This window comes from Pseudomonas sp. DR48, assembly GCF_019823085.1.
In the GTDB taxonomy this organism is placed as follows: domain Bacteria; phylum Pseudomonadota; class Gammaproteobacteria; order Pseudomonadales; family Pseudomonadaceae; genus Aquipseudomonas.
The window spans coordinates 4,224,091-4,245,893 of the sequence record NZ_CP081946.1; the positions used below are offsets into that span (position 1 = coordinate 4,224,091).

Sequence of the window (21,803 nt, forward strand, 5' to 3'; positions counted from 1 at the left end):
GACATTCGTTTCCCCACGCACAAGGAGTGCGATATGCACCGCTATGCTCAGAAACTGCACCACATGCTCCGGAGTCTGCTGCTTTTGTCCCTGATTACTGCAACGAGCGCCCAGGCGGCGGAAAAGATCGACTTGATCATCGACACCGATCCCGGCGCGGACGACGTAGTCGCGTTGCTGTTTGCGCTGGCATCGCCGCAAGAGTTGAACATTCTTGCGTTGACCACCGTCGCCGGCAACGTGCGTCTGGACAAGACCTCACGAAATGCACGACTGGCTCGCGAGTGGGCGGGGCGCGAAGAGGTGCCGGTCTATGCCGGTGCGCCGAAACCATTGATGCGTACACCGATTTACGCCGAGAACATCCACGGCAAGGAAGGCTTGTCGGGCGTCACCGTGCACGAGCCGAAGAAAGGCCTGGCCGAAGGCAATGCGGTCAATTACCTGATCGATACCTTGAAAGCCGCCAAGCCTCACAGCATCACCATCGCCATGCTGGGCCCACAGACCAACTTGGCCCTGGCGTTGATCCAGGAACCTGAAATCGTTCAGGGCATCAAGGAAGTGGTGATCATGGGTGGTGCGCACTTCAATGGAGGCAACATTACCCCTGTGGCCGAGTTCAACCTGTTCGCCGACCCGGAGGCGGCAGAGGTCGTGCTCAAAAGCGGCGTGAAGCTGACGTATCTGCCTCTGGACGTGACCCACAAGATCCTCACCAGTGAGGCGCGCTTGAAGCAAATCGCAGCGCTCAATAACAACGCCAGCAAGCTGGTCGGCGATATTCTCAACGAATATGTCAAAGGCGACATGGAGCACTATGGTATTCCGGGTGGCCCGGTACATGACGCGACCGTCATCGCCTACCTGCTCAAGCCTGAGTTGTTCACCGGGCGTTCGGTCAATGTGGTTGTAGATAGCCGCGAAGGACCAACCTTTGGTCAAACCATCGTCGACTGGTATGACGGCCTCAAAGCGCCAAAGAATGCTTTTTGGGTTGAAAGTGGCGATGCCCAGGGCTTCTTCGATCTGCTGACCCAGCGACTGGCTCGTCTGAAGTAAGCGATGACCCGCAGGTGCCAGCCTGCGGGGTTTTATTTTCTCTCGGTTTCCACAGTGTCATTCAGGTCAGCAGGGTATTTCTCGAAAACCTGCTTGATGAATGACTGGGCTGATTCGGCTCCGAGTGCCTTGACCAATAGATCGATACCAATGATTGCCAGCTCTTCCGGACTGCCTGGACTGTAAGAGCTGTGGCCCTGTGGCCACTTGACGGTGATGTTGGCGTCGATACTTACGGTGGTCATGATTGCGCTCGAAAAGTCGGAAAGTCTGAATGTCGAGTTAACCATTTTGCACGAGATTTGGCACTCCGACTTAGGCATGAGGGTAGGGCTATGCGACACTTGGTCTTTGACCGATTTTCAAGGACCGCGCTGTGCAGATCGATTTGAACACCCCTGACGGCTTGACCCTTGAGACGGTACGCCAGCTGCTGGCCGCTGCCAGTGATGACGAACATACGCAGTTGCGTGTGACCAAGGACGGGATGGCCTACATTTCTTCCGGCGTTGTGGGTGGCACCGATATCAACGGGCTGCTGTTTCGACTGGAGACCTGGGCCAAGGGCTCCGGGTACGTGGGATTGGTCGCGGCCAGCGACGAGGTCTGGGTCATGCAGATCTTCAACGCGCTGAAGGAAAACTGGCCGAACCCACCCTTCGATTACATTGACGTCTATTGAGCGGCGTTCATATTCAGTCACGATTGAGTGATGAATGACAGAGCGCTGCTCAGGCAAACTCAACGCTTGTGCGGGTCAAGGGCAGGGCGAGCACGCTCACCTTGAAACCAAACGCCGGATTGGCGGTCGCAAGATCTCAGCTTAACTATTGGAAAAAAGGAGGCTTCATGCCTTGGAAGCTCGCGTCATTGGGTACTTTGTTCGCTGTCACGCTGCTGGCGGGTTGCAGCAGTTCGACTTCGCAGTCTGCGACAGACCCCGTTACGACGACTGACACTGGCCACAGCCGTTGTGAGGCCAAGGCGGCAGAATTCGCCATCGGCAAAGCGGCGTCCCCGGCGCTGCTGGAACAGGCGCGTACGCGCGCTGGTGCACAGAATGCACGGTTCCTGGGGCCGAACGATATGGTGACTCTGGAATACCGCTCTGATCGCCTGAATCTCAATACCGATGCCAACCGGGTGGTGACACGCATCAACTGCGGCTGATCGGCTCAGGCTTTTGTATCGCCCATAAAAAACCCCGTCACATGGACGGGGTTTTCTTAGTGCGCCAGAAACTTACTCTGGGCGAACTTGTGCAGCTTGCATACCCTTTTGGCCTTTCTCAGCCACGAAGGAAACGGTTTGGCCTTCTTTCAGGCTTTTGAAACCGTCGCTTTCGATAGCTTTGAAGTGTACGAACAGGTCGTCACCGCCACCTTGAGGAGTGATGAAGCCGAAGCCTTTTTCATCGTTGAACCATTTAACGGTGCCGGTTTGGCGATTAGACATGGTGTATCTCCAAGAAACTTATATTTTCAGTAGTGCTGTGCTGCTCAGGCCAACTGGGCACACGGGACTATCATAGTCGAAATGTTCGATTTGGGAGCCCCCCGGACGTGCTGTTTGCCCTGCAGCTGCGTTCTATTTGCTGCTTTATTTCGCTGTAAGCCCCGTTTTAGAAGGCTTTCAGCCAAAAGTAAAGACAATAAAAAAACCTGTAAAACCTGCATAAATTGTAAAAAAAAGCGGTTTTCAGAAGCTTTTTACTGTCGCCGGCGGGGTAAAAATCCCGTCATCAGGCTTATTTTTTTTCTTTGGAATCGGCTTTGCACGCGGAAATTTTTGTCAGCGCGCTTTGCTTCAGGGCATCGCTGGCCGTGTTGTCCATCAGGGCCTGGAGGTCCTTGGCTGGATACGATTTGATGGCATCGGCACCACAAGCGCAGTGGGCCTTGGCGGCCGCATCACCGATCTGCTTTGCCGCTGCCGGCGTACATTGCTCCATGTACTTTGCGCGCAGGTCTTTTGGCCATTCGGCATGGGCGGTTAGTGGTAGCAGCAGAACGAGGGGGGCGACTACGGCGAACAAACGATTCAGACGCATGCTGGGATGCTCCTTGTGGGTCAATGTCTGGTTTATCTGATGGGTAAAGCAGGGTTCAAGTTCAGCACTCTGGCATAAAAATAGCGGATTGACCTCGGTCGCGAGCCTCGTTGCATCGACGACCGTTCATCTGTGCTAGCATGCCTCGCTCGGGCGTTTGCAGGCTCCGGATGACTTTGAGTCCCGGTGGCGGCAATTGCGCGAATAACCCTGATTTGAATCCCAGTCACTCTGGTTCGGTTTTCCGGTTGGCCGCAAGGCTCCTGCCGCTGTAAGGCAGGCGTTCGTCATTGAATGGCCTGGATCGGATCTTGTACTGGCTCATCCCAACCCACGTGACCTTTGGTAGGGGTCACCACTAGGAGAGGAGGCGCCATGCCAACTATTACTCTTCCCGACGGCAGTCAACGTTCATTCGATCACCCGGTTTCCGTAGCCGAGGTCGCCGCATCCATTGGTGCAGGCCTGGCCAAGGCCACCGTGGCCGGCAAGGTCAATGGCAAGCTGGTCGACGCCAGCGACATCATCGACAGCGATTCCACGCTGCAAATCATTACGCCAAAGGATGAAGAGGGGCTGGAGATCATTCGCCACTCTTGCGCTCACCTGGTCGGCCACGCGGTCAAGCAGTTGTACCCGACCGCTAAAATGGTCATCGGGCCGGTCATCGACGAAGGCTTCTATTACGACATCGCCTTCGAGCGTCCCTTCACTCCGGACGACCTGGCGGCCATCGAACAGCGCATGCAGCAGCTGATCGAGAAAGATTACGACGTGATCAAGAAAGTCACTCCGCGCGCCGAAGTGATCGAAGTGTTCAAGGCCCGTGGCGAAGACTACAAGTTGCGCCTGGTCGAGGACATGCCGAACGAGCAGGCGATGGGCCTGTACTATCACGAAGAATACGTCGACATGTGCCGTGGTCCGCACGTGCCGAATACGCGCTTCCTGAAATCCTTCAAGCTGACCAAGTTGTCCGGCGCCTACTGGCGCGGCGATGCCAAGAACGAGCAATTGCAGCGCGTTTACGGCACCGCGTGGGCTGACAAGAAGCAGTTGGCGGCTTATATCCAGCGCATTGAAGAAGCCGAGAAGCGCGATCACCGCAAGATCGGCAAGCGCCTGGGCCTGTTCCACACCCAGGAAGAGTCGCCGGGCATGGTGTTCTGGCACCCGAACGGCTGGACCCTGTATCAGGTGCTCGAGCAGTACATGCGCAAGGTTCAGCGCGATAACGGCTACCTGGAGATCAAGACTCCGCAGGTCGTTGACCGCAGTCTGTGGGAGAAATCCGGGCACTGGGCCAACTACGCCGACAACATGTTTACCACTCAGTCGGAAAACCGCGACTACGCCATCAAGCCGATGAACTGCCCGTGTCACGTGCAAGTGTTCAATCAGGGCCTGAAAAGCTACCGCGAGTTGCCGATGCGTCTGGCCGAATTCGGTGCTTGCCACCGTAACGAGCCATCGGGTGCGTTGCACGGCATCATGCGCGTGCGTGCATTCACTCAGGATGACGCCCACATCTTCTGCACCGAAGAGCAGATGCAGGCCGAGTCCGCCGCGTTTATCAAGCTGACCATGGACGTTTATGCCGACTTCGGCTTTAAAGAAGTCGAAATGAAGCTGTCCACTCGTCCGGAAAAACGCGTCGGTTCCGACGAACTGTGGGATCGCGCCGAAGCTGCACTGGCTGCAGCCCTTGACAGCGCGGGCCTGCCGTACGATTTGCAGCCGGGCGAGGGTGCGTTCTACGGTCCGAAGATCGAGTTCTCGCTGAAAGATTGCCTGGGCCGTGTCTGGCAGTGTGGTACCCTTCAGCTCGATTTTAACCTGCCTGTCCGTCTGGGAGCCGAATACGTCTCTGAAGACAACAGTCGCAAGCACCCGGTTATGTTGCACCGGGCGATCCTCGGATCCTTCGAACGTTTCGTCGGAATCCTGATCGAGCACTACGAGGGTGCATTCCCTGCGTGGCTGGCTCCGACCCAGGCAGTGATCATGAACATCACTGATAAACAGGCCGATTTTGCCGCCGAAGTTGAAAAAACTCTCAACGAAAGCGGATTTCGTGCCAAGTCTGACTTGAGAAATGAAAAGATCGGCTTTAAAATCCGCGAGCATACTTTGCTCAAGGTCCCCTATCTCTTGGTTATCGGAGATCGGGAAGTCGAGATGCAGACTGTCGCTGTGCGTACTCGTGAAGGTGCTGACCTGGGCTCGATGCCCGTCGCCCAGTTCGCTGAGTTTCTCGCGCAAGCGGTTTCCCGGCGTGGTCGCCCAGATTCGGAGTAATTACTATTAAGCGTGAAATGAGACAAGATAAACGAGCTGCACCGAAAGCCCCGATCAACGAGAATATCTCGGCACGCGAGGTTCGGTTAATTGGGGCTGAAGGTGAACAGCTTGGGATTGTGTCAATTGAAGACGCGCTTCTTAAGGCTGAAGAGGCCAAACTGGATTTGGTGGAAATTTCCGCCGATGCAGTACCCCCTGTTTGCAAACTGATGGACTACGGCAAATCGATCTTCGAGAAGAAGAAGCAGATTGCCGCGGCCAAGAAAAACCAGAAGCAGATTCAGGTTAAAGAAATCAAGTTTCGTCCAGGGACGGAGGAAGGGGATTACCAGGTAAAACTGCGCAACCTGGTACGTTTCCTGAGTGATGGGGACAGGGCCAAGGTATCCTTGCGATTCCGCGGCCGTGAGATGGCCCACCAGGAGCTGGGGATGGAACTCCTCAAGCGAGTTGAAGGTGACTTGCTCGAGTACGGTTCGGTCGAACAGCATCCTAAGATGGAAGGACGCCAGCTGATCATGGTCATCGCCCCGAAAAAGAAGAAGTAATCAACAGGGCACGGCAGGCCTTGCGATTATGTTTATCAACTGAATGCGGAGTATCCGAACATGCCAAAGATGAAAACTAAAAGTGGTGCTGCTAAGCGGTTTCTGAAAACTGCTAACGGTATCAAGCACAAGCACGCTTTCAAGAGCCACATCCTGACTAAAATGTCGACCAAGCGTAAGCGTCAGCTGCGCGGTAGCAGCTTGCTGCATCCGTCTGACGTGGCAAAAGTCGAGCGCATGCTGCGCCTTCGTTAATTTTAGTCAAGAATAGAGGAAGTAACTCATGGCTCGTGTAAAGCGTGGCGTCATTGCCCGTAAACGTCACAAAAAAATTCTGAAACTTGCTAAAGGCTACTACGGCGCTCGCTCGCGCGTATTCCGTGTTGCCAAGCAAGCGGTAATCAAGGCAGGCCAATACGCCTACCGTGACCGTCGTCAGAAAAAACGTCAGTTCCGCGCTCTGTGGATCGCTCGTATCAACGCTGGTGCACGTATCAACGGTCTGTCCTACAGCCGTTTCATCGCCGGCCTGAAAAAAGCGTCCATCGAGATCGACCGTAAGGTTCTGGCTGATCTGGCAGTGAACGAAAAAGCGGCGTTTGCTGCGATTGTCGAGAAAGCTAAAGCCACCTTGGCTTAAGTACCCCCGACAGTCACCCGGCCTCACCTCTGTGGGGCCAGGTGTTAAACGTCATAAATAGGGGAAGAGCCTTCAAGCTCTTCCCCTATTTTGTATCTGGAGTCTGTACATGGAAAACCTGGATGCGCTCGTCTCTCAAGCACTAGAGGCTGTGCAAAGCGCTGAAGATATCAATGCCCTGGAGCAAATCCGGGTTCACTACCTTGGCAAAAAGGGTGAATTGACTCAGGTGATGAAGACCCTGGGGAATTTGCCGGCAGAAGAGCGCCCACAAGTCGGTGCGCTGATCAACGTTGCCAAGGAGCGTGTCACAGAGGTTCTCAATGCCCGCAAGGCGCTGTTTGAAGAGGCTGATCTGGCCGCCAAACTGGCTGCCGAGTCCATTGACGTGACCCTGCCTGGCCGCGGTCAGACCTCCGGTGGTCTGCACCCGGTTACTCGCACTCTGGAACGAATCGAGCAATTCTTCACCCATATCGGCTACGGCATCGCCGAAGGCCCAGAGGTGGAAGACGATTACCACAACTTTGAAGCGCTCAACATCCCAGGCCATCACCCGGCCCGGTCGATGCATGACACCTTCTATTTCAATGCCAACATGTTGCTGCGCACCCATACCTCGCCGGTACAGGTCCGCACCATGGAATCGAAACAGCCACCGATCCGCATCGTCTGCCCAGGCCGTGTGTATCGTAGCGACTCCGATATCACCCACTCCCCGATGTTCCACCAGGTCGAAGGCCTGCTGGTCGACCGCGATATCAACTTCGCCGACCTGAAAGGGACCATCGAAGAATTCCTGCGCGTGTTCTTCGAAAAAGAACTGGCGGTGCGTTTCCGCCCATCGTACTTCCCGTTCACCGAGCCATCCGCTGAAGTCGACATGGAATGCGTGATGTGCAGCGGCAAAGGCTGCCGTGTCTGCAAGCAGACTGGCTGGCTGGAAGTGATGGGTTGCGGCATGGTTCACCCGAACGTGTTGCGCATGTCCGGGATCGACCCGGAAGAGTTTTCGGGCTTTGCCTTCGGCATGGGCGTTGAGCGTCTGGCCATGCTGCGTTACGGCGTGAACGACTTGCGTCTGTTCTTCGACAACGACTTGCGGTTCCTCGCGCAATTTCGCTAGTCGTAACGAATTCTTAGGAGAGCAGGATGAAATTCAGTGAACAATGGCTGCGTGGCTGGGTAAGCCCGCAGGTAAGTCGAGACGAGCTGGTTGCTCGTCTGTCGATGGCCGGTCTTGAGGTCGATAGCGTTACGCCGGCCGCCGGCGAATTCACCGGTGTGGTGGTGGGCGAGGTGCTGAGCACCGAGCAGCACCCGGACGCCGACAAGTTGCGTGTTTGCCAGGTCAGCAATGGTGCGGAGACGTTCCAGGTTGTTTGCGGTGCGCCCAACGTGCGCCCGGGCCTGAAGATTCCGTTCGCCATGATTGGCGCCGAACTGCCAGGCGACTTCAAGATCAAGAAAGCCAAGCTGCGTGGCGTTGAGTCCAACGGCATGCTGTGCTCGCAAGCCGAGCTGCAAGTCGGCGAAGGCAACGATGGCCTGATGGAATTGCCGGCCGATGCGCCGGTCGGTCAGGACATTCGTGAATACCTGGGCCTGGACGACGCCAGCATCGAGGTCGACCTGACTCCGAACCGCGGTGACTGCCTGTCCCTGGCCGGTCTGGCCCGTGAAGTCGGCGCGCTGTACGCCGCTGAAGTCACCCGTCCGGTGGTGGCTGTCGTGCCGGCCGTGCATGACGAAGTGCGTTCTATCGAGGTGCTGGCGCCAGCCGCTTGCCCACGTTACCTGGGTCGCGTGATCCGTAACGTCGACCTGTCCAGGCCTACTCCGCTGTGGATGGTCGAGCGTCTGCGTCGTGGCGATGTGCGTAGCATCGACGCGGCTGTCGACATCACCAACTATGTGATGCTGGAGCTGGGTCAGCCGCTGCACGCCTTCGATCTCGCCGAAATCAACGGTGGCATTCGCGTGCGCATGGCCGAAGAAGGCGAGAAGCTGGTACTGCTCGACGGTCAGGAAGTCAGCCTGCGTAGCGATACGCTGGTCATTGCCGACCACACTCGCGCCCTGGCGATTGCCGGCGTTATGGGCGGCGAGCATAGCGGCGTCAATACCGCGACCACTCGCGATATTTTCCTGGAAAGCGCGTTCTTCGATCAGATTGCTGTCGCTGGCAAGGCCCGTTCCTACGGCCTGCACACCGACGCTTCGCACCGCTACGAGCGTGGTGTGGACTGGCAACTGGCCCGTGAAGCCATGGAGCGCGCCACTGGCCTGCTGCTGGAAATCACTGGCGGTGAAGCCGGGCCGATCGTCGAGACCGTCAGCGAACAGCATTTGCCGAAAATTGCTCCAGTCACCCTGCGTGCGCAGCGCATCACTCAGATGCTGGGCATGGAGATGGAGTCGGCTGAAGTCGAGCGTCTGCTCAGTGGTCTGGGTCTGAAGATTTCTGCCGATGGGGCAGGGCAGTGGCGCGTTGAAGTGCCAAGCCATCGCTTCGACATCAGTCTGGAAGTCGACCTGATCGAAGAGCTGGCTCGCCTGTACGGTTACAACCGTTTGCCGGTTCGTTACCCGCAAGCCCGTCTGGCGCCGCAAGCCAAGGCTGAAGCGCGTAGCGACCTGCCTGAGCTGCGTCGTCTGCTGGTTGCTCGCGGTTATCAGGAAGCGATCACCTACAGCTTCATCGATCCGAAACAATTCGAGCTGTTTAATCCAGGTGTAGAGCCGCTTCTGCTGGCCAACCCGATTTCCAACGACATGGCTGCCATGCGTTCGTCATTGTGGCCTGGTCTGGTCAAGGCACTTCAGCACAACCTGAACCGTCAACAGGATCGCGTCCGCTTGTTCGAGAGTGGCCTGCGCTTCGTGGGTCAGCTGGAAGGCCTGAAGCAAGAGCCAATGCTGGCCGGTGTTGTGTGCGGTAGTCGTCTGCCGGAAGGTTGGGCGCAGGGTCGCGATGTCGTGGACTTCTTCGACATCAAGGCTGACGTGGAAGCGGTGCTGGGCTTTGCCGGTGCTTTGGATTCGTTCACATTCGTGCCGGGCAAACACCCGGCGCTGCACCCGGGTCAAACCGCGCGCATCGAACGTGAAGGTCGTCTGGTCGGTTTCGTCGGCGCTATCCACCCTGAATTGTCGAAAACCCTCGGTCTCGACCGTCCGGTCTTCGTTTTCGAGCTGGTCCTGGCCGAAGTGGCGTTGGGGAAAATGCCGAAATTCAGCGAGTTGTCGCGCTTTCCTGAAGTGCGTCGCGACTTGGCACTCATTGCGGCCACGGACGTCGCAGCCAGTGCTGTACTGGATGTAATCCGTGAAAATGCAGGCGAATGGCTCACGGACCTCAGGCTATTTGACGTGTATCAGGGTAAAGGCATTGATCCTGATAGAAAAAGCCTTGCAGTCGGCTTGACCTGGCAGCATCCATCGCGCACTCTTAATGACGATGAGGTGAATACCGCGACGCAAAACATCCTCACCTCGCTCGAACAAAGGTTGAACGCCACGTTAAGGAAGTGACGTATGGGGGCTCTGACGAAAGCTGAGATGGCGGAACGTCTGTATGAGGAGTTGGGCCTGAATAAACGGGAGGCCAAGGAATTGGTCGAACTGTTTTTTGAAGAAATCAGGCACGCTCTTGAAGACAACGAACAAGTCAAATTGTCCGGTTTCGGCAATTTCGACCTTCGGGACAAACGCCAGCGGCCTGGCCGCAATCCGAAAACGGGTGAAGAAATCCCGATCACGGCTCGCCGTGTGGTCACCTTTCGTCCAGGGCAGAAGTTGAAGGCCCGAGTTGAGGCTTATGCTGGAACCAAGTCATAACGACGAGCTACCCGTCATCCCAGGCAAACGCTACTTCACCATCGGTGAAGTCAGCGAGCTGTGTGCGGTAAAACCGCACGTGCTGCGCTATTGGGAGCAGGAGTTTCCTCAACTCAACCCCGTCAAACGCCGCGGAAACCGCCGGTATTATCAGCGACAAGACGTGCTGATGATCCGGCAGATCCGCGCGCTCCTATACGATCAAGGTTTCACCATCGGCGGCGCTCGCTTGCGTTTGTCCGGCGATGAAGCCAAAGACGACACCACCCAGTACAAGCAAATGATTCGGCAGATGATTGCTGAATTGGAAGATGTGCTGGTTGTACTCAAGAAATAATTTCCTGCGTTTGAATACTTCCAGTTTTCAAACGCTTGCGATATATTCTTGAGCGTTCTTCGAGAAGAAGGACAAGTTACACGCCTAGTCGGGGCGTAGCGCAGTCCGGTAGCGCACTAGCATGGGGTGCTAGGGGTCGAGTGTTCGAATCACTCCGTCCCGACCATATTTTTCAATGACTTAGCCCAATCTGAAAAGATTGGGCTTTTTCATGTCTGAAAAAATACTCCCACATTTACTCCCACGGATATTCTGGATCTAGTTAGCTTCGACGTCTGAGGGAGTGTAATGGGGCACTGCCTTGTCTCTGCTGATCTACGCCTGTCAGTGCTACAGGTTGGAGCCCGCTTGTGGCCGAGCTACCGGTCGCGACAGGATGCTAACTACCAAATGTAGCCTTTAGTCCTCGCTGCATCCGAACATGCTGGTGATTCACAAGCTGGTCCGCGGCACCGAGTACCGACAGTTATGGAATAATGCATTCACGTGGCGGTTTTCGGGGCTTTCTAATTCTAAGCGGCGTGAGCCTAAGGAGGGCTTTGGCAGTCGGCTCCACTCAAGCAAGCCCGATGTGTTCCATTGAATGGCAATATGGCATAGTGGTAGCACAAGTCTGTTGCATGCTCGCAACGTGGGCGCAACGCCGAAAAAGAATATTGCCGAAGCTCCTCATGCCCAAGAAACCGGCCCCAAATCAACTCGTCGTCAAGCGCGGAGCAGTCCCTCCCTCAGTGTATCTGATGCATATATCGGATAAAGAATGGGAGCTTTTTATCGAGGATGCGTGCCGGCATGGCGGAAGGTATATTCAGGTTAAGCGGCTGGGTAATGCCAATGACAAAGGACGGGATGTAGAAGCGCGCTTCCAGGGTGCGCTTGTGGCTGATGGTTGGGACCTTTTTCAAGCAAAACACTATAAAGACCGATTGACGCCCAGTGAAGCCTTTCCGGAAATAGCTAAATTTCTTGGCCATTTACTGTCGAAAAGTTACCCGGTTCCTCGTAAGTATTATTTTTGTGCCCCTCTTAATGCAGGGCCTGATCTTCATGATTTGCTGGCTGACCCTCAAAAGCTTCGCGAAACGTTTCTTACTGCATGGAGGTCGGGTTCCCAGGGCCTAGGGCCTGAGAAGGCGAAGCTGACTCCAGAGATGGAGGCGTTTGTGATCGCGTTCGATTTCAGCCGTTTCGAAGAGTGCTTGGTTCATGACCTCCTCGCATGGCACGAGCAAGATTCCTCCGCACACTACAAGCTATTCGGCATCGAGCCTGAGCGCGGTGACGATCCCGAAGTGCCGAATGAAGCTCAAGCATACGAGATGGTGTATGTGACTGAGCTCCTTAATTTGTATGGTGAGCTCGATGGTACGCCAATATCATTGAAGGATGTTCTCGACTCAGAAATTTACAACGACCATTTTGCTGCTGCTCGCGAGACTTTTTACTCTGCGGAAGGGCTAAAACGGTTTAGCCGCGATATTTACCTAGAGGACGAGTTCGCAAAACTTCTCGATATGGTTAGAAAAGGGATCAAGCTAAAGGTGTACAGCCCAAGTTTAAAAACGGGGATGGAGCGCCATGATGCAGCCATAGGTGCAGTTAGTAGCGTCGCTCTCACAGATAGTGCTCTGCATCCTCGACTTCGGGGCGGAGATTTGCCGGGCACATGCCATCACTTAGTTAATGACAAGCACTTAAAATGGGTTCGATAAAATCAAGGAAGCAACCCGAACTGTTCAATACCCCTTTCGAGCTGGGGCTAAGGATGGTTTACCTGCTGTCAGCGCTTCGACCTGAAGGCGCTGATCTTCAAAAATTGGTGTTATTGGATTATGCAATTGTGTACTCGAGCGACGTTGGAGGGCCCGATAGTCTTCATACTCCAGTACCCTTTCGTAACGCCGAGTTGTTCAGCAGACGTGAGCGAATCGAGCAGGGTTTGTACCTGATGAGCACGCGTGGCTTGGTCGATGTTGTACTGGATGATCGAGGTATGACCTATGTGGCTGGGCCAAGCAGCTTCACGATGGTTGGCTCCCTATCCTCAAAGTACTGGCGAGAGCTCGAGACTAGATGCAGGTGGGTTGCAACTCGATTCGGAGCAAAAGAGTCAAGCGCGTTGCAGAGTGAGTTCGCTGAAAAAGGGCACCTGTGGGGTGCCGAACTTGAGACCGTAAGGAGGCTATTGTAGACATGGCTGTCGCGCTTATTCAGCTGAAGGCATCCGGACCGGGAAAGCCAGACGCGCTCATTGATTTTAAGTTTCCAGCAACACTCGTCCGTGGGCCAAGTGACACGGGTAAATCCTACATTCGCGACTGTTTATGGGTACTCCTTGGTGGCGAGAAAAACCCCAAGAAAATCCCTCAGGCAACCGGATACGACACCCTTACCTTGCAGCTGGATGGTGATGGGCAGTTGTATGAAATTCGCCGGGCATTGGCTGGAGCGGAAACAAGGCTGAGCTCACTTACATTAGCCGCGGACGGTGCGCATGCTCGTGAGGAGCTTGAAGAAGATATAGGTGATTTTCTTGTAAAAATGTCGGGTGCTGCTGGCAAGCTTTTACTTCGATCTCGTGCAAAAAAGGGATCTGTAACGGGCGGGGATTTACGTCACTGGTTTCTTCTATCGCAGCCGAACATGATCAGTGAAGACCCGACTAGTGGCCAGGTGGTATCGGCGACTCAGCGTATTGCCGCATTCCACATGTTCATCACTGGCAGCGATGACGCTGCGATTGAGCTGACCAAGTCAAACGCGGAAAAACAACAGATTGTTGGGAAAGTATTAGGAGCCGAAGAAAGCTTAAAACGAGTGCGATCGGAACTGCCATCCGATCAGAGCCGTGACGAGATAGTCGATGCTCTTGAAAGGGTGGATAGCGTTCTAGGAGCCATGACACAACGTTATGATGAGCGGGCGTCGCATCTGCGTGATGTTCGTGAGCAGATTTATAGTGTCGAAAGACAACTGATCGATGCTCGATCCAAACGTGAGCACAGTCGAGCTATGGCCGACCGTTTTGAGTTGCTTGATGAAAAGTATCGTAGTGATAGTGAGCGGCTAGGCGCAACCTGGGAGGGTGTGTCTATGTTTCAAGCGCTAACTGAGGTGCCATGCCCCTTGTGCTGCGCTCCGCCTGGAGTGCAAACCGATCAGCGACAGCTTATTCAAGGTAATCAAGATCTCTACAGACGAGCCCTGAAGGTGGAGCTGGAAAAAATCTCTGTTTTACGTCACGGATTGGCTGATGCCCTGAAACGCGAGCTCCAACGCGTTTCGGAGATTGATGCCCAAAGCCGAGAGTGGAGCGAAAGCCTTAAACAGTTGGAACAAGAAGAGCGTAAACGTTCAGCATCAACGCATCAGGAGTTCAGCGGAGATCCTAAGTCTCTAGCCTTGCGTCGCAGTGAGCTTTCTGAATATCTAGCCAAATTCGAAGAGGAAAGCCACCTAATCGCCGAAATTGAACGCCTGTCAAAATTCAAAGGCGGCAAGCAAACGCGTCTCGAGCGTAATGTCGGCGATGCCGCCACAGATGTAGCTTCGCTTGCAAAGGAGTATTTGCATGCTTGGGGTTTTGAACTGATCGATTCTGTATTGCTAGATGCGAATGTATGCGACCTCACCATTAACGGTCGTGCACGCCTTGATTTTGGTGCAGGTAAACGATCCATTTTCTTGGCAGCGCTAACCGTTGCCGTAATGGCTCATGCTATAGAAAAGGGGTACCCGCATCTCGGATTCGTCGTCATTGACTCGCCTTTAAAGTCTTATGCGGACCCCAAAAGTAAGGAGCAGCGAGATGTTGCAGTCCTCACGGTAACTGACCGCTTCTATAGCTGGCTTGCAAATTGGTCCGGCCCGGGCCAGATCATCATTCTTGAAAATCAGGATCTGAAGCAGATCGCGCGTGAATTGCTTAAACCTATTGAGTTTGTTGGAGATGCAGGGGACGAGGGACGTACTGGTTTTTACCCGTAGGGTCAAACAGGTATTGAAATTATGCAGGTCGAGAAAACAAAGGGATTAATGACAGCCATTGAGCACCACGGGAATTAATCTGTTTCGATTTTAAGAAAAGGGTTATCGGGTGGTATCAATTCAAAAAATAGTTTCGGCTCCTTAATTAGATACCCCTTCAGGATGGTTTTCTTCCTAGGGCCTTGCACTTGGCACGCCCAGATATTCAGACCGTTGTCTCGCTTCCTGTGGATCTTCAGCTTCTCAAACTGCTTCTGCACCCAGCGCCATTCTTCAACTTCTTGATCGGCCCCCTGTGAGATACCAGGAAACTCCTGCGCGTAGCGTTGGAAGAGGCCAGGTGTGACCAGAAATACGCTGCCACACACTGTGTGGATTTTAGCTTTGCTGTCATTGATGATCAGCTTGTGATTCTGGATGCCTTCTCTGACCCAATTTAGGAATGCCTGGCCAGGGTCATCCGATGGGAGGGGGGAGGTTTCGGGTGGGCTTTCTGACGGCGAGTCACTGGCCTCTGGCCCCTCCAACTCGAACATATCGAGCAGAGTTCCGAGGTAGTCGGTATCTTCCATCGCCATGGGATCTCTCGGCGAAGAGCTCTGACGCGATCCTGTACTGACAATCTTCGGCGCCGGTGGTGATGCCGAAGCGTCATTCGAGTGGTCATCAGCTATAACGCCCACCGTTCCGCTGAAGGCATCAGGCCGAATTTCGCTCCCCCAAATCAACGCCGGTTGAAGGCGCAGAAAGGTAAATCTCTGCTGCCATTCTCCCTGTGTCACTTGCGCAGTCCAGATAGCTTTGCCTTCTGGTGTGGGCTCGACCAGCCCATGCGATTGCAGCTCGTCAAACACAGCGGTGTTGGATGAGGGAATGCCTTCAATCGCTTGCGACAGCAGATAGGCTCGCAGCTTGTCCGTGACCGTCTTGCTGACGAGCCAGAGTGCGTCCTGTGTCAGCCATCCTGCGGCACCTGGCTGGTTGAGTTTCAGCTCGTGCTGAACCAGATGACGCAGTCCGCTGATCAAGTGATGTTGCAGCGAATGAATCGGGGCCTGCAGCGCCTTGCTTGGGTTGCCACCGATGTTTTGCGCGGTGGAGACACGGTCGGCCTGCATCACCAACTCACCGAGCACTCCAGCACGTTCGTACTGACCGGCCAGGACATACAGCAGACTGGCCCATAGTGGCGGAAATCCACTCAGCCAGTCCAAGATAGGTCGGTCGAGAATTTGGGTGTAGAGCAAACCTGCGGCGGCGCCGTGCAGGTGGTAGTCACGACCTTTGAGGTAGCGAAAACGGTAGGGCTGATCCAGTGGCCCCTGCCAGGGATGCCAAGGACTACCGTCCTGGCGTTCAACCAGCAGGTCCACGGCGATCTTGCCGATGTCATGCAGCAGCGCACCATAGGCGATGCCTGCGGACCAAGCGTCGGTCTGGGCAGCCTGGTCTTCGGGCGCGGCGCCAGTGGGAAGCAGATACGACTGACGCAGTTTCAAACTGCAAGCGATCAGCTCCAGGCCATGGTCGAGCATGCCGCCGAGATACGCATGGTGGTGTGTCTCGCTGGCCGGGAGTTGCTGGACCAGTTCGGCATAGCGATGGATCGGATTTAAATAGAGCTGGGTGAATTGGGCGTGGGAGAGGGCGGTGTACTGCCAGATGCGATCGAGTAACTGGCGGCGGTGCTCCGTTGCTAACAAGCTGTGGGCTGACTCGATGGGCAGGTAACCGTCGGCGACGTTCACGGTCGGCGGCGGAGGGGGCTTCTGCCTTTTGGGGCGAAACAGGCTGAGCATCGTGACCTCCGGGAGGTGGTTGGGTCAGTGGCCTATTAGCCTTTTCGGATAGAGCTCTTACCCTTGAGTCCCCATTCCCTTCCAACCCTTACTCACCCTTTTGGCTCGTGTCCCTTTGTACCGCAATCGGAATATGGATACTGCTCGACATCGTTTTGTTGGGGGGCTGGTACTGCAAAGAAAGGAGTCGGTACACTGCGGTGCATATTTTTTGGGTCTTGCTATGAACCTCACTGACGCCACGCTCGTGTTGCTGCTCGCAGCACGTATCCATGGGACCGACGAAGCCGTCAGGGCCTCGGCGAAGAGCAGTTGCCGCGCAGTAAACGCGATCTGATCTACAAAGTGATCGACAGCCGAAGCCCGCTCGAGCTGGTGGATTTTCTGGCGCAGAACCTGGATACGTAACGGCATGCTGCGTGTGTGCGCCGCCTCTCTTATTTTTTACGTCAGGGTCCTGCGGCATGGGAATTTTCTGCGCGCAGAAAAAAGGGCTCAACTCGCGTTGGGCCCTGTGAAGCGTTTGCAGCGGTGAGGTAACGATCAAGCTCCATCGTTCATGCATAGTGAGTCATCCACGACCGCTTGCTTTAGTTGCTGCTCCAGGTTGAGTACATACTCCGAGGCGCTTCGGGCCTGGCCACTGGTGCGGAAGATCGCGCGTTTGTCAGCCTTGAGCAGGCCGAGCCAGGAGTCAATGTAGCCCTCGTGCCTAAGTTCTCCCTGTATACCGGTGTAGGCACATAAAAACGCAGCGCCCATTTCGGCGATCAACTCCTCAAATGCGTAGCCTGGCGAGCCGAACGGACAGGATGACGTCACGCCTTCGCGCTGCAACCGAGAGTGATGCCCGGTCCAGTGGATCAGCTCGTGAAGTGCGGTGGCGTAGTACCCACCTTCATCGTGGAATTGCGCTTTTGTCGGCAGTTGGATGAGATCCCTGATCGGGTGGTAAAAGGCTTCGTCTGCAGATCGATGAACGATGTGTGCACCTGAACTTAACAGCAGATTTTCCGCGGCGCTGTTGGGCTGGAAGGGATCACTCTGTTCCGTCTCGAGCAGGGTTTCATTGAGCATTTCGAGTCCCTCTGTTTGCTCGATGTTGAACAGGAAATGCGTCCTGAGAATACCGAAGTGAGCGACCTTGGGCTGACCGTTTTCATCGAGTACGGGTTGGCCTGACTCGGTCTGTTCCTCGCGCTCCATCGGCTTGTAGAGCACAGCCAGAGTACTGTGCTCACCCTTACGGATGTGCCCACCGGCCTTTTTGGCTTGATTGAAGGTCAGCCAACGATCTTGAGTGAATCCCTGCAATCTGGCCTCGGCCCAGAGCAACGGTAAATTGATACCCGAGTAGGGACGCCGCGTGATGGCGTTGATGGGGTAGGGGTGATGATGACCGACGTCAGCTGAGCCACTTGAGGAGCAGGGTTTGATCCAGGGGGCAACGCCTTGGTCTAACGCAGTAACGATCTTATCAGTCACGTCTTGGTAGATATCGCGCATGGCATTTTCCTCGAGAGAAGACGGAGGAACGCCTTGCCCGTCGGGGAGGGTTCCCCGGTTGGGTGATGGGTGGATTGATGCAGGACTTGCATGCCATCTAAGTGTGGATCTGGGGGCCGAGTACGGCCGTAGGCGTTTAGCGCTGATGCTCTCCCACGAGAGCGATTAGCAAGGCGTCAGGCTGCTCTGGCTCGAGGAGCAGGCGGAGGCTCAGCTGCAGCAACAGATCATGGTCGGGATGCCCCGTTGATGCGATGTGGGCTACCTCGAACACCACATAGGGCTCGTGTGGATAGGCCAGGTGAGCCTCGAAGGCTGCGCGCAATATGTTGCTCAGCCGATCGACCTGCAGCTTCTCAGGATGAACGGAGCGCTCGAACAGTACTGCGTGTTGCCAAGCTCCAGGCGTGAACACAATGGGCAGCCGAAGAGTGTTCAGTGCATCCGGTGTAAGTGAGTCGGACATGGTGTACCTCCGTTGAAAACGCGAAGAAACCTGTCCCGTGCGGGAAAGAATTTCCCGGCAGTGGGTTGAAGAAAAACAAGAAGGTTTGCTTGGCGAGCAGCGCTCGAAAGGCGCTCTGGAGAGCAGTAGGCGTTCATCACCGTAGAAACGGTCACCGTGCGAGCCACCGAACGCTAATCGCACTTGGGGAGAACCACCACGGAAGTGACGTAGCCTTGAAGGCTCTGGCTACCTGGGCAGGTGCTGTCGATAACAGCGATCCGTACTCATATTTAGCTTAGGGGGTTATGCGGATCAACCACTTCAGAGGAGCTATCTCACGAAAGTTGTCTACTCGTTTCCAGAGTGGATTTTCCAGGCGAGTGAACTGATAGACGGTCAAGTGTGAAATTGCTTTTGACCTGAACAGGAGTAGGTCACTACGGGGGACCATTTGAATCTGACGTATCGCTGGTTTTGCTGGTTGAACCTTGAAATGAAGTACCCAATCACTCTACTTTTTTCCAAAAATCGACACGGCTGTTTTCGGGGCAGCAATCTGTTTCGCTGTTATCCAATGAAGTGCTGCGTCGCTAGATGGGCGCAGGCCAAAAGCGAAGGATCTGCCGTGGATGCCAGCATCATCAAAGCGGATGCGAGTCGGCAGCGCGGTGTACCGGGAGATGAACAGATCAACTGGAGCGATCCGGCCCTGAGCTCCCGGGCTGTGCATGAGTACCTTGAGGCACTGGATGAGGAGGCCCTGACCGAAATGCTACCGAAGCGCCTATCGCGGACAGATCCTCAAGCCCGCGGGACCGCCACTCCGGACGGCCCAGTATTTTCGCCTACTCTACGAACTACCTGATCGATACCGAGCACAGTGTCATCGTGGATGTGGAACCCACACCGGCTCATCGAACGGCTGAGTCGAAAGTACCAATACCATGGTTGAGCGTGTCGAAGAGCCATTCGATATTAAGCCAGAGCAGCTCGTCGGCGACACCACCTATGGTACGGCGTCGATGGAAAAAAGCGTCGAGCAGCATGTACTGGTGTGGGACAAAACGGAGCGCAACAACGGCAGTCTCTCGAGCAATAACTTCCACTGGAATGAAGAGGCTGAGGAATACCGCTGCCCAACTGGCAATGCTTTGTGCAGCACATGGCGAGCCTTCAAAAAACTGCGTTCGCACGTCACCAAAGCCAACACCATCTCTTACGATCCAGGCAATGCGCTCTGGCCATGCGGTTGCAGTGCGGCGTTGTGCTACGGCATTGATAGCCACGCAGTGCTGTCCCGCAGGGGAGCCTGCGTGGAGGGCTGCGCGAAGTAAGGGGGTTGCAGGCGTCGCCAATGCTTCAGCTAGAGAGGGCGGGTATGCTCGCTTTGGCCGACCCGTTTAATCTCAAATTTATGCGGCGCTGCCCATTCCTTGCACCAGCATGATCTCGGCGATGATCGGCACCGGCGTCATCAGGTGAGTGCGCATCATAGTGCTGGCCCGTTGCGCATCGCGCGCCAGAATAGCTTCAACCAACGCGGCATGTTCCTTGCGCTTCAACGCTAGTGCTTCTTCGGAGAAGACTGTCCGGGTCAGCCAAAGGTGGCGGTAACGTTCGGCCTGGTCAAACAAATAACCGCGCGCCTGTAACAGGTGTTTTGAGCCACAACCGGCGGCGATGGCCGTGTGGAAGGCCTTGTGCCGTTCGTCCCAGACATCCAAGACCTGCTCTCGGGTTTTCACGTCCATGACTTTGGACAGGGTGTGGGACTGGGCCAGGATCTGCGCCTCCCAAGCGTCGTCACCGCGCTCGATAGCCAAGCCTACGATCATCGCCTCGAGGTTGGCGCGGGCGTCGTAGATGTCCTGCATTTCCTGCAACGACATGGGCGCGACCCGGTAGCCCTTCTGGCTGATCACCACTACCAGATGCTCGGCCACCAATTGCGAAAGCGCCTCTCGCAGCGGGCCGACACCCAGGTCATAACGCTCCTTGAGCCCGCTCATGAGGAGCTTCTCACCGGGCTTGAAGACACCACGAATGATGTCCTGTTTGAGCCGCTCATACCCGCTAAATGCAGAGTTCTGCTTGGGGGCGAGGCTATCCAAAGGTACTGCTCCTGATATCGACAAGGTCCAATCATACCTAAACAGCTGTCATACGAGAAATGCAAGACGGAATGTGATTTTGTCGATCAACAATAAAAATGTAGACATTATTAATTTATGGCGATATTTTTCTCTGCGCCTGATCCAGATCAATGCTGGAGGGGCTAATCCCTACCTTCTGCCTAGGAACTGCCATGAACGCCTTTACTCAGATTCAGGACCTTGTGATGCCACTCCCATCGGAAACTAAGGGCTTCATCCTTACCCCTTCCAGCCAGTCGCCGCGCCTGCTTGAGCTGAAATTCGCCAAGGAAACCGTCGACGCATTCGTCAAGGCGGTGGCTGAATGGCCGGTCCAGGCTCTGGAGTACAAGTCGTTCCTGCGTTTCCGGGTCGGTCAGATCCTTGACGAGCTGTGCGAAGGCACCTTGCGCCCGGTGTTGGTCAACACCATTCTGGACCGCACCACCGGCGGCATGCTGATCACGCCTGAAGGTTTGAATGACGTGACCCAAGCCGATGACATGGTCAAGTTCTCCTCCGCCGTCGCACACCTGATCGGTCGGTCCAACTTCGATGCCATGAGCGGACAGTTCTACGCGCGCTTCGCAGTGGTCAACACCGACAATTCCGACAGTTACCTGCGCCAGCCACACCGGGTCATGGAACTGCACAACGACGGCACCTTCGTTCAGGAACGTACCGACTACGTGCTGATGATGAAGATCGACGAGCAGAACATGGAAGGCGGCAACACCCTGCTGCTGCACCTGGACGACTGGGAAGACCTCAACCACTACTACACGCACCCACTGGCCCGCCGTGAAATGCGCTTCACTGCGCCACCGAGTAAGAACGTGCGTGAAGACGTATTCCACGCGGTGTTCGATAACGACGCCGAAGGCCGCCCGACCATGCGCTACATCGATCAGTTTGTGCAGCCTAAGGACTTCGAGGAAGGCATCTGGCTGACTGCCATGAGCGAATCCTTGGAAGGCAGCCAGAAGAAGGTTTCGATACCGGTGCCGGTCGGCAGCTTCGTGCTGGTCAATAACATGTTCTGGTTGCACGGCCGTGATCGCTTCACCGCCCACCCGGGCCTGCGTCGTGAACTGATGCGCCAGCGCGGCTACATCAGCTACCAGAAAACCATGTACCAACGCGGCCAATAAGG

The 21,803-nt window shown here is 55.3% G+C and carries 22 protein-coding genes, 1 tRNA gene and 2 pseudogenes; 18 read left to right on the forward strand and 7 right to left on the reverse strand.

Going from position 1 to position 21,803, the window contains the following annotated elements; translation table 11 throughout:
* Window positions 1–33 precede the first annotated feature (33 nt).
* Window positions 34–1,062, forward strand: a complete 1,029-nt coding sequence (locus tag K5K95_RS19145) for a nucleoside hydrolase (RefSeq protein WP_222585586.1) — start codon at window positions 34–36, stop codon at window positions 1,060–1,062.
* 32 nt (window positions 1,063–1,094) lie between these two features.
* Here the strand turns inward: K5K95_RS19145 and K5K95_RS19150 are convergent, their stop codons facing one another.
* Window positions 1,095–1,307, reverse strand: coding sequence for a hypothetical protein (locus K5K95_RS19150; RefSeq protein ID WP_222585587.1), 213 nt, complete (start codon window positions 1,305–1,307; stop codon window positions 1,095–1,097).
* A gap of 131 nt (window positions 1,308–1,438) precedes the next feature.
* Here K5K95_RS19150 and K5K95_RS19155 point away from each other — a divergent pair, with 131 nt between their 5' ends.
* Together K5K95_RS19155 and K5K95_RS19160 are read left to right on the forward strand one after the other, a co-directional pair.
* Window positions 1,439–1,744: a hypothetical protein gene (locus K5K95_RS19155; protein WP_222585588.1), complete on the forward strand. Its 306-nt coding sequence runs from the start codon at window positions 1,439–1,441 to the stop codon at window positions 1,742–1,744.
* 167 nt (window positions 1,745–1,911) lie between these two features.
* A complete protein-coding gene (locus K5K95_RS19160; protein ID WP_222585589.1) occupies window positions 1,912–2,232 on the forward strand; it encodes an I78 family peptidase inhibitor in 321 nt (106 codons plus the stop codon).
* Between the two features lie 72 nt (window positions 2,233–2,304).
* Here K5K95_RS19160 and K5K95_RS19165 read toward each other — a convergent pair whose 3' ends face one another.
* Together K5K95_RS19165 and K5K95_RS19170 are read right to left on the reverse strand one after the other, a co-directional pair.
* Complete coding sequence (locus tag K5K95_RS19165; RefSeq protein WP_003179963.1) at window positions 2,305–2,517, reverse strand: cold-shock protein; 213 nt, start codon at window positions 2,515–2,517, stop codon at window positions 2,305–2,307.
* Between the two features lie 292 nt (window positions 2,518–2,809).
* Window positions 2,810–3,112, reverse strand: coding sequence for a hypothetical protein (locus K5K95_RS19170; protein WP_222585590.1), 303 nt, complete (start codon window positions 3,110–3,112; stop codon window positions 2,810–2,812).
* Window positions 3,113–3,487: 375 nt separating this feature from the next.
* Between K5K95_RS19170 and thrS the strand changes: the two genes are divergently transcribed.
* From thrS to K5K95_RS19225, 12 genes are all read left to right on the forward strand, one after another.
* The gene (gene thrS, locus K5K95_RS19175) at window positions 3,488–5,410 is read left to right on the forward strand and encodes a threonine--tRNA ligase (RefSeq protein WP_123403703.1); all 1,923 of its coding nucleotides are present in this window, start codon (window positions 3,488–3,490) and stop codon (window positions 5,408–5,410) included.
* Window positions 5,410–5,961, forward strand: a complete 552-nt coding sequence (infC, locus tag K5K95_RS19180; protein ID WP_169857083.1) for a translation initiation factor IF-3 — start codon at window positions 5,410–5,412, stop codon at window positions 5,959–5,961. Before thrS ends, infC begins: the two co-directional genes overlap by 1 nt.
* A gap of 60 nt (window positions 5,962–6,021) precedes the next feature.
* The gene (gene rpmI / locus K5K95_RS19185; RefSeq protein WP_002553160.1) at window positions 6,022–6,216 is read left to right on the forward strand and encodes a 50S ribosomal protein L35; all 195 of its coding nucleotides are present in this window, start codon (window positions 6,022–6,024) and stop codon (window positions 6,214–6,216) included.
* A 28-nt stretch (window positions 6,217–6,244) separates the two neighbouring features.
* The gene (gene rplT / locus K5K95_RS19190) at window positions 6,245–6,601 is read left to right on the forward strand and encodes a 50S ribosomal protein L20 (RefSeq protein WP_007905879.1); all 357 of its coding nucleotides are present in this window, start codon (window positions 6,245–6,247) and stop codon (window positions 6,599–6,601) included.
* A 109-nt stretch (window positions 6,602–6,710) separates the two neighbouring features.
* On the forward strand, window positions 6,711–7,727 hold the full coding sequence (pheS, locus tag K5K95_RS19195; RefSeq protein ID WP_007940232.1) for a phenylalanine--tRNA ligase subunit alpha: 1,017 nt from the start codon (window positions 6,711–6,713) through the stop codon (window positions 7,725–7,727).
* Between the two features lie 26 nt (window positions 7,728–7,753).
* The gene (gene pheT, locus K5K95_RS19200) at window positions 7,754–10,135 is read left to right on the forward strand and encodes a phenylalanine--tRNA ligase subunit beta (RefSeq protein WP_222585591.1); all 2,382 of its coding nucleotides are present in this window, start codon (window positions 7,754–7,756) and stop codon (window positions 10,133–10,135) included.
* Between the two features lie 3 nt (window positions 10,136–10,138).
* Window positions 10,139–10,441, forward strand: a complete 303-nt coding sequence (gene ihfA / locus K5K95_RS19205) for an integration host factor subunit alpha (protein ID WP_002553164.1) — start codon at window positions 10,139–10,141, stop codon at window positions 10,439–10,441.
* The gene (locus K5K95_RS19210; protein ID WP_003179985.1) at window positions 10,422–10,778 is read left to right on the forward strand and encodes a MerR family transcriptional regulator; all 357 of its coding nucleotides are present in this window, start codon (window positions 10,422–10,424) and stop codon (window positions 10,776–10,778) included. The genes ihfA and K5K95_RS19210 overlap by 20 nt, the downstream gene beginning before the upstream one ends.
* 89 nt (window positions 10,779–10,867) lie before the next feature.
* A tRNA-Pro gene (locus K5K95_RS19215) sits at window positions 10,868–10,944 on the forward strand.
* A gap of 505 nt (window positions 10,945–11,449) precedes the next feature.
* Window positions 11,450–12,490 (forward strand): ABC-three component system protein, encoded by a 1,041-nt coding sequence (locus K5K95_RS19220; RefSeq protein ID WP_222585592.1) that lies wholly within the window; start codon window positions 11,450–11,452, stop codon window positions 12,488–12,490.
* 53 nt (window positions 12,491–12,543) lie between these two features.
* Entirely contained in the window at window positions 12,544–12,969 is a 426-nt protein-coding gene (locus K5K95_RS33620) for an ABC-three component system middle component 2 (RefSeq protein WP_409999704.1), read from the forward strand.
* Window positions 12,970–12,971: 2 nt separating this feature from the next.
* Window positions 12,972–14,765 carry a hypothetical protein gene (locus K5K95_RS19225; RefSeq protein ID WP_222585593.1) on the forward strand — a complete coding sequence of 598 codons (1,794 nt, stop codon included), beginning with the start codon at window positions 12,972–12,974 and terminating at the stop codon, window positions 14,763–14,765.
* Window positions 14,766–14,839: 74 nt separating this feature from the next.
* Here K5K95_RS19225 and mobH read toward each other — a convergent pair whose 3' ends face one another.
* Complete coding sequence (gene mobH / locus K5K95_RS19230) at window positions 14,840–16,564, reverse strand: MobH family relaxase (RefSeq protein ID WP_222585594.1); 1,725 nt, start codon at window positions 16,562–16,564, stop codon at window positions 14,840–14,842.
* 223 nt (window positions 16,565–16,787) lie between these two features.
* On the opposite strand from mobH, the pseudogene K5K95_RS19235 reads away from it, so the two are divergent.
* Window positions 16,788–16,972, forward strand: a pseudogene (locus K5K95_RS19235) (hypothetical protein).
* A 135-nt stretch (window positions 16,973–17,107) separates the two neighbouring features.
* On the opposite strand, the gene K5K95_RS19240 reads toward K5K95_RS19235, so the two are convergent.
* Together K5K95_RS19240 and K5K95_RS19245 are read right to left on the reverse strand one after the other, a co-directional pair.
* Window positions 17,108–18,070, reverse strand: coding sequence for an ArdC family protein (locus K5K95_RS19240; RefSeq protein WP_222585595.1), 963 nt, complete (start codon window positions 18,068–18,070; stop codon window positions 17,108–17,110).
* 136 nt (window positions 18,071–18,206) lie between these two features.
* The gene (locus tag K5K95_RS19245; RefSeq protein ID WP_222585596.1) at window positions 18,207–18,536 is read right to left on the reverse strand and encodes a hypothetical protein; all 330 of its coding nucleotides are present in this window, start codon (window positions 18,534–18,536) and stop codon (window positions 18,207–18,209) included.
* A 430-nt stretch (window positions 18,537–18,966) separates the two neighbouring features.
* Here K5K95_RS19245 and K5K95_RS19250 point away from each other — a divergent pair.
* Window positions 18,967–19,738 (forward strand): annotated as a pseudogene (locus K5K95_RS19250) (IS5/IS1182 family transposase); the annotation flags it as partial.
* Between the two features lie 192 nt (window positions 19,739–19,930).
* Here K5K95_RS19250 and csiR read toward each other — a convergent pair.
* Entirely contained in the window at window positions 19,931–20,629 is a 699-nt protein-coding gene (gene csiR / locus K5K95_RS19255; RefSeq protein WP_222585597.1) for a DNA-binding transcriptional regulator CsiR, read from the reverse strand.
* A 194-nt stretch (window positions 20,630–20,823) separates the two neighbouring features.
* On the opposite strand from csiR, the gene glaH reads away from it, so the two are divergent.
* Window positions 20,824–21,801 (forward strand): glutarate dioxygenase GlaH, encoded by a 978-nt coding sequence (gene glaH / locus K5K95_RS19260; RefSeq protein ID WP_222585598.1) that lies wholly within the window; start codon window positions 20,824–20,826, stop codon window positions 21,799–21,801.
* Window positions 21,802–21,803: the final 2 nt, after the last annotated feature.

Excerpts from the sequence above, each read along its gene's own strand:
- K5K95_RS19145 (WP_222585586.1), top strand. The coding sequence starts at position 34 with ATGCACCGCTATGCTCAGAAACTGCACCACATGCTCCGGAGTCTGCTG.
- K5K95_RS19150 (WP_222585587.1), bottom strand. The coding sequence starts at position 1,307 with ATGACCACCGTAAGTATCGACGCCAACATCACCGTCAAGTGGCCACAG.
- K5K95_RS19160 (WP_222585589.1), top strand. The coding sequence starts at position 1,912 with ATGCCTTGGAAGCTCGCGTCATTGGGTACTTTGTTCGCTGTCACGCTG.
- K5K95_RS19165 (WP_003179963.1), bottom strand. The coding sequence starts at position 2,517 with ATGTCTAATCGCCAAACCGGCACCGTTAAATGGTTCAACGATGAAAAA.
- K5K95_RS19170 (WP_222585590.1), bottom strand. The coding sequence starts at position 3,112 with ATGCGTCTGAATCGTTTGTTCGCCGTAGTCGCCCCCCTCGTTCTGCTG.
- thrS (WP_123403703.1), top strand. The coding sequence starts at position 3,488 with ATGCCAACTATTACTCTTCCCGACGGCAGTCAACGTTCATTCGATCAC.
- rpmI (WP_002553160.1), top strand. The coding sequence starts at position 6,022 with ATGCCAAAGATGAAAACTAAAAGTGGTGCTGCTAAGCGGTTTCTGAAA.
- rplT (WP_007905879.1), top strand. The coding sequence starts at position 6,245 with ATGGCTCGTGTAAAGCGTGGCGTCATTGCCCGTAAACGTCACAAAAAA.
- pheS (WP_007940232.1), top strand. The coding sequence starts at position 6,711 with ATGGAAAACCTGGATGCGCTCGTCTCTCAAGCACTAGAGGCTGTGCAA.
- pheT (WP_222585591.1), top strand. The coding sequence starts at position 7,754 with ATGAAATTCAGTGAACAATGGCTGCGTGGCTGGGTAAGCCCGCAGGTA.
- ihfA (WP_002553164.1), top strand. The coding sequence starts at position 10,139 with ATGGGGGCTCTGACGAAAGCTGAGATGGCGGAACGTCTGTATGAGGAG.
- K5K95_RS19210 (WP_003179985.1), top strand. The coding sequence starts at position 10,422 with ATGCTGGAACCAAGTCATAACGACGAGCTACCCGTCATCCCAGGCAAA.
- K5K95_RS19220 (WP_222585592.1), top strand. The coding sequence starts at position 11,450 with ATGCCCAAGAAACCGGCCCCAAATCAACTCGTCGTCAAGCGCGGAGCA.
- K5K95_RS33620 (WP_409999704.1), top strand. The coding sequence starts at position 12,544 with ATGGTTTACCTGCTGTCAGCGCTTCGACCTGAAGGCGCTGATCTTCAA.
- K5K95_RS19225 (WP_222585593.1), top strand. The coding sequence starts at position 12,972 with ATGGCTGTCGCGCTTATTCAGCTGAAGGCATCCGGACCGGGAAAGCCA.
- mobH (WP_222585594.1), bottom strand. The coding sequence starts at position 16,564 with ATGCTCAGCCTGTTTCGCCCCAAAAGGCAGAAGCCCCCTCCGCCGCCG.
- K5K95_RS19240 (WP_222585595.1), bottom strand. The coding sequence starts at position 18,070 with ATGCGCGATATCTACCAAGACGTGACTGATAAGATCGTTACTGCGTTA.
- K5K95_RS19245 (WP_222585596.1), bottom strand. The coding sequence starts at position 18,536 with ATGTCCGACTCACTTACACCGGATGCACTGAACACTCTTCGGCTGCCC.
- glaH (WP_222585598.1), top strand. The coding sequence starts at position 20,824 with ATGAACGCCTTTACTCAGATTCAGGACCTTGTGATGCCACTCCCATCG.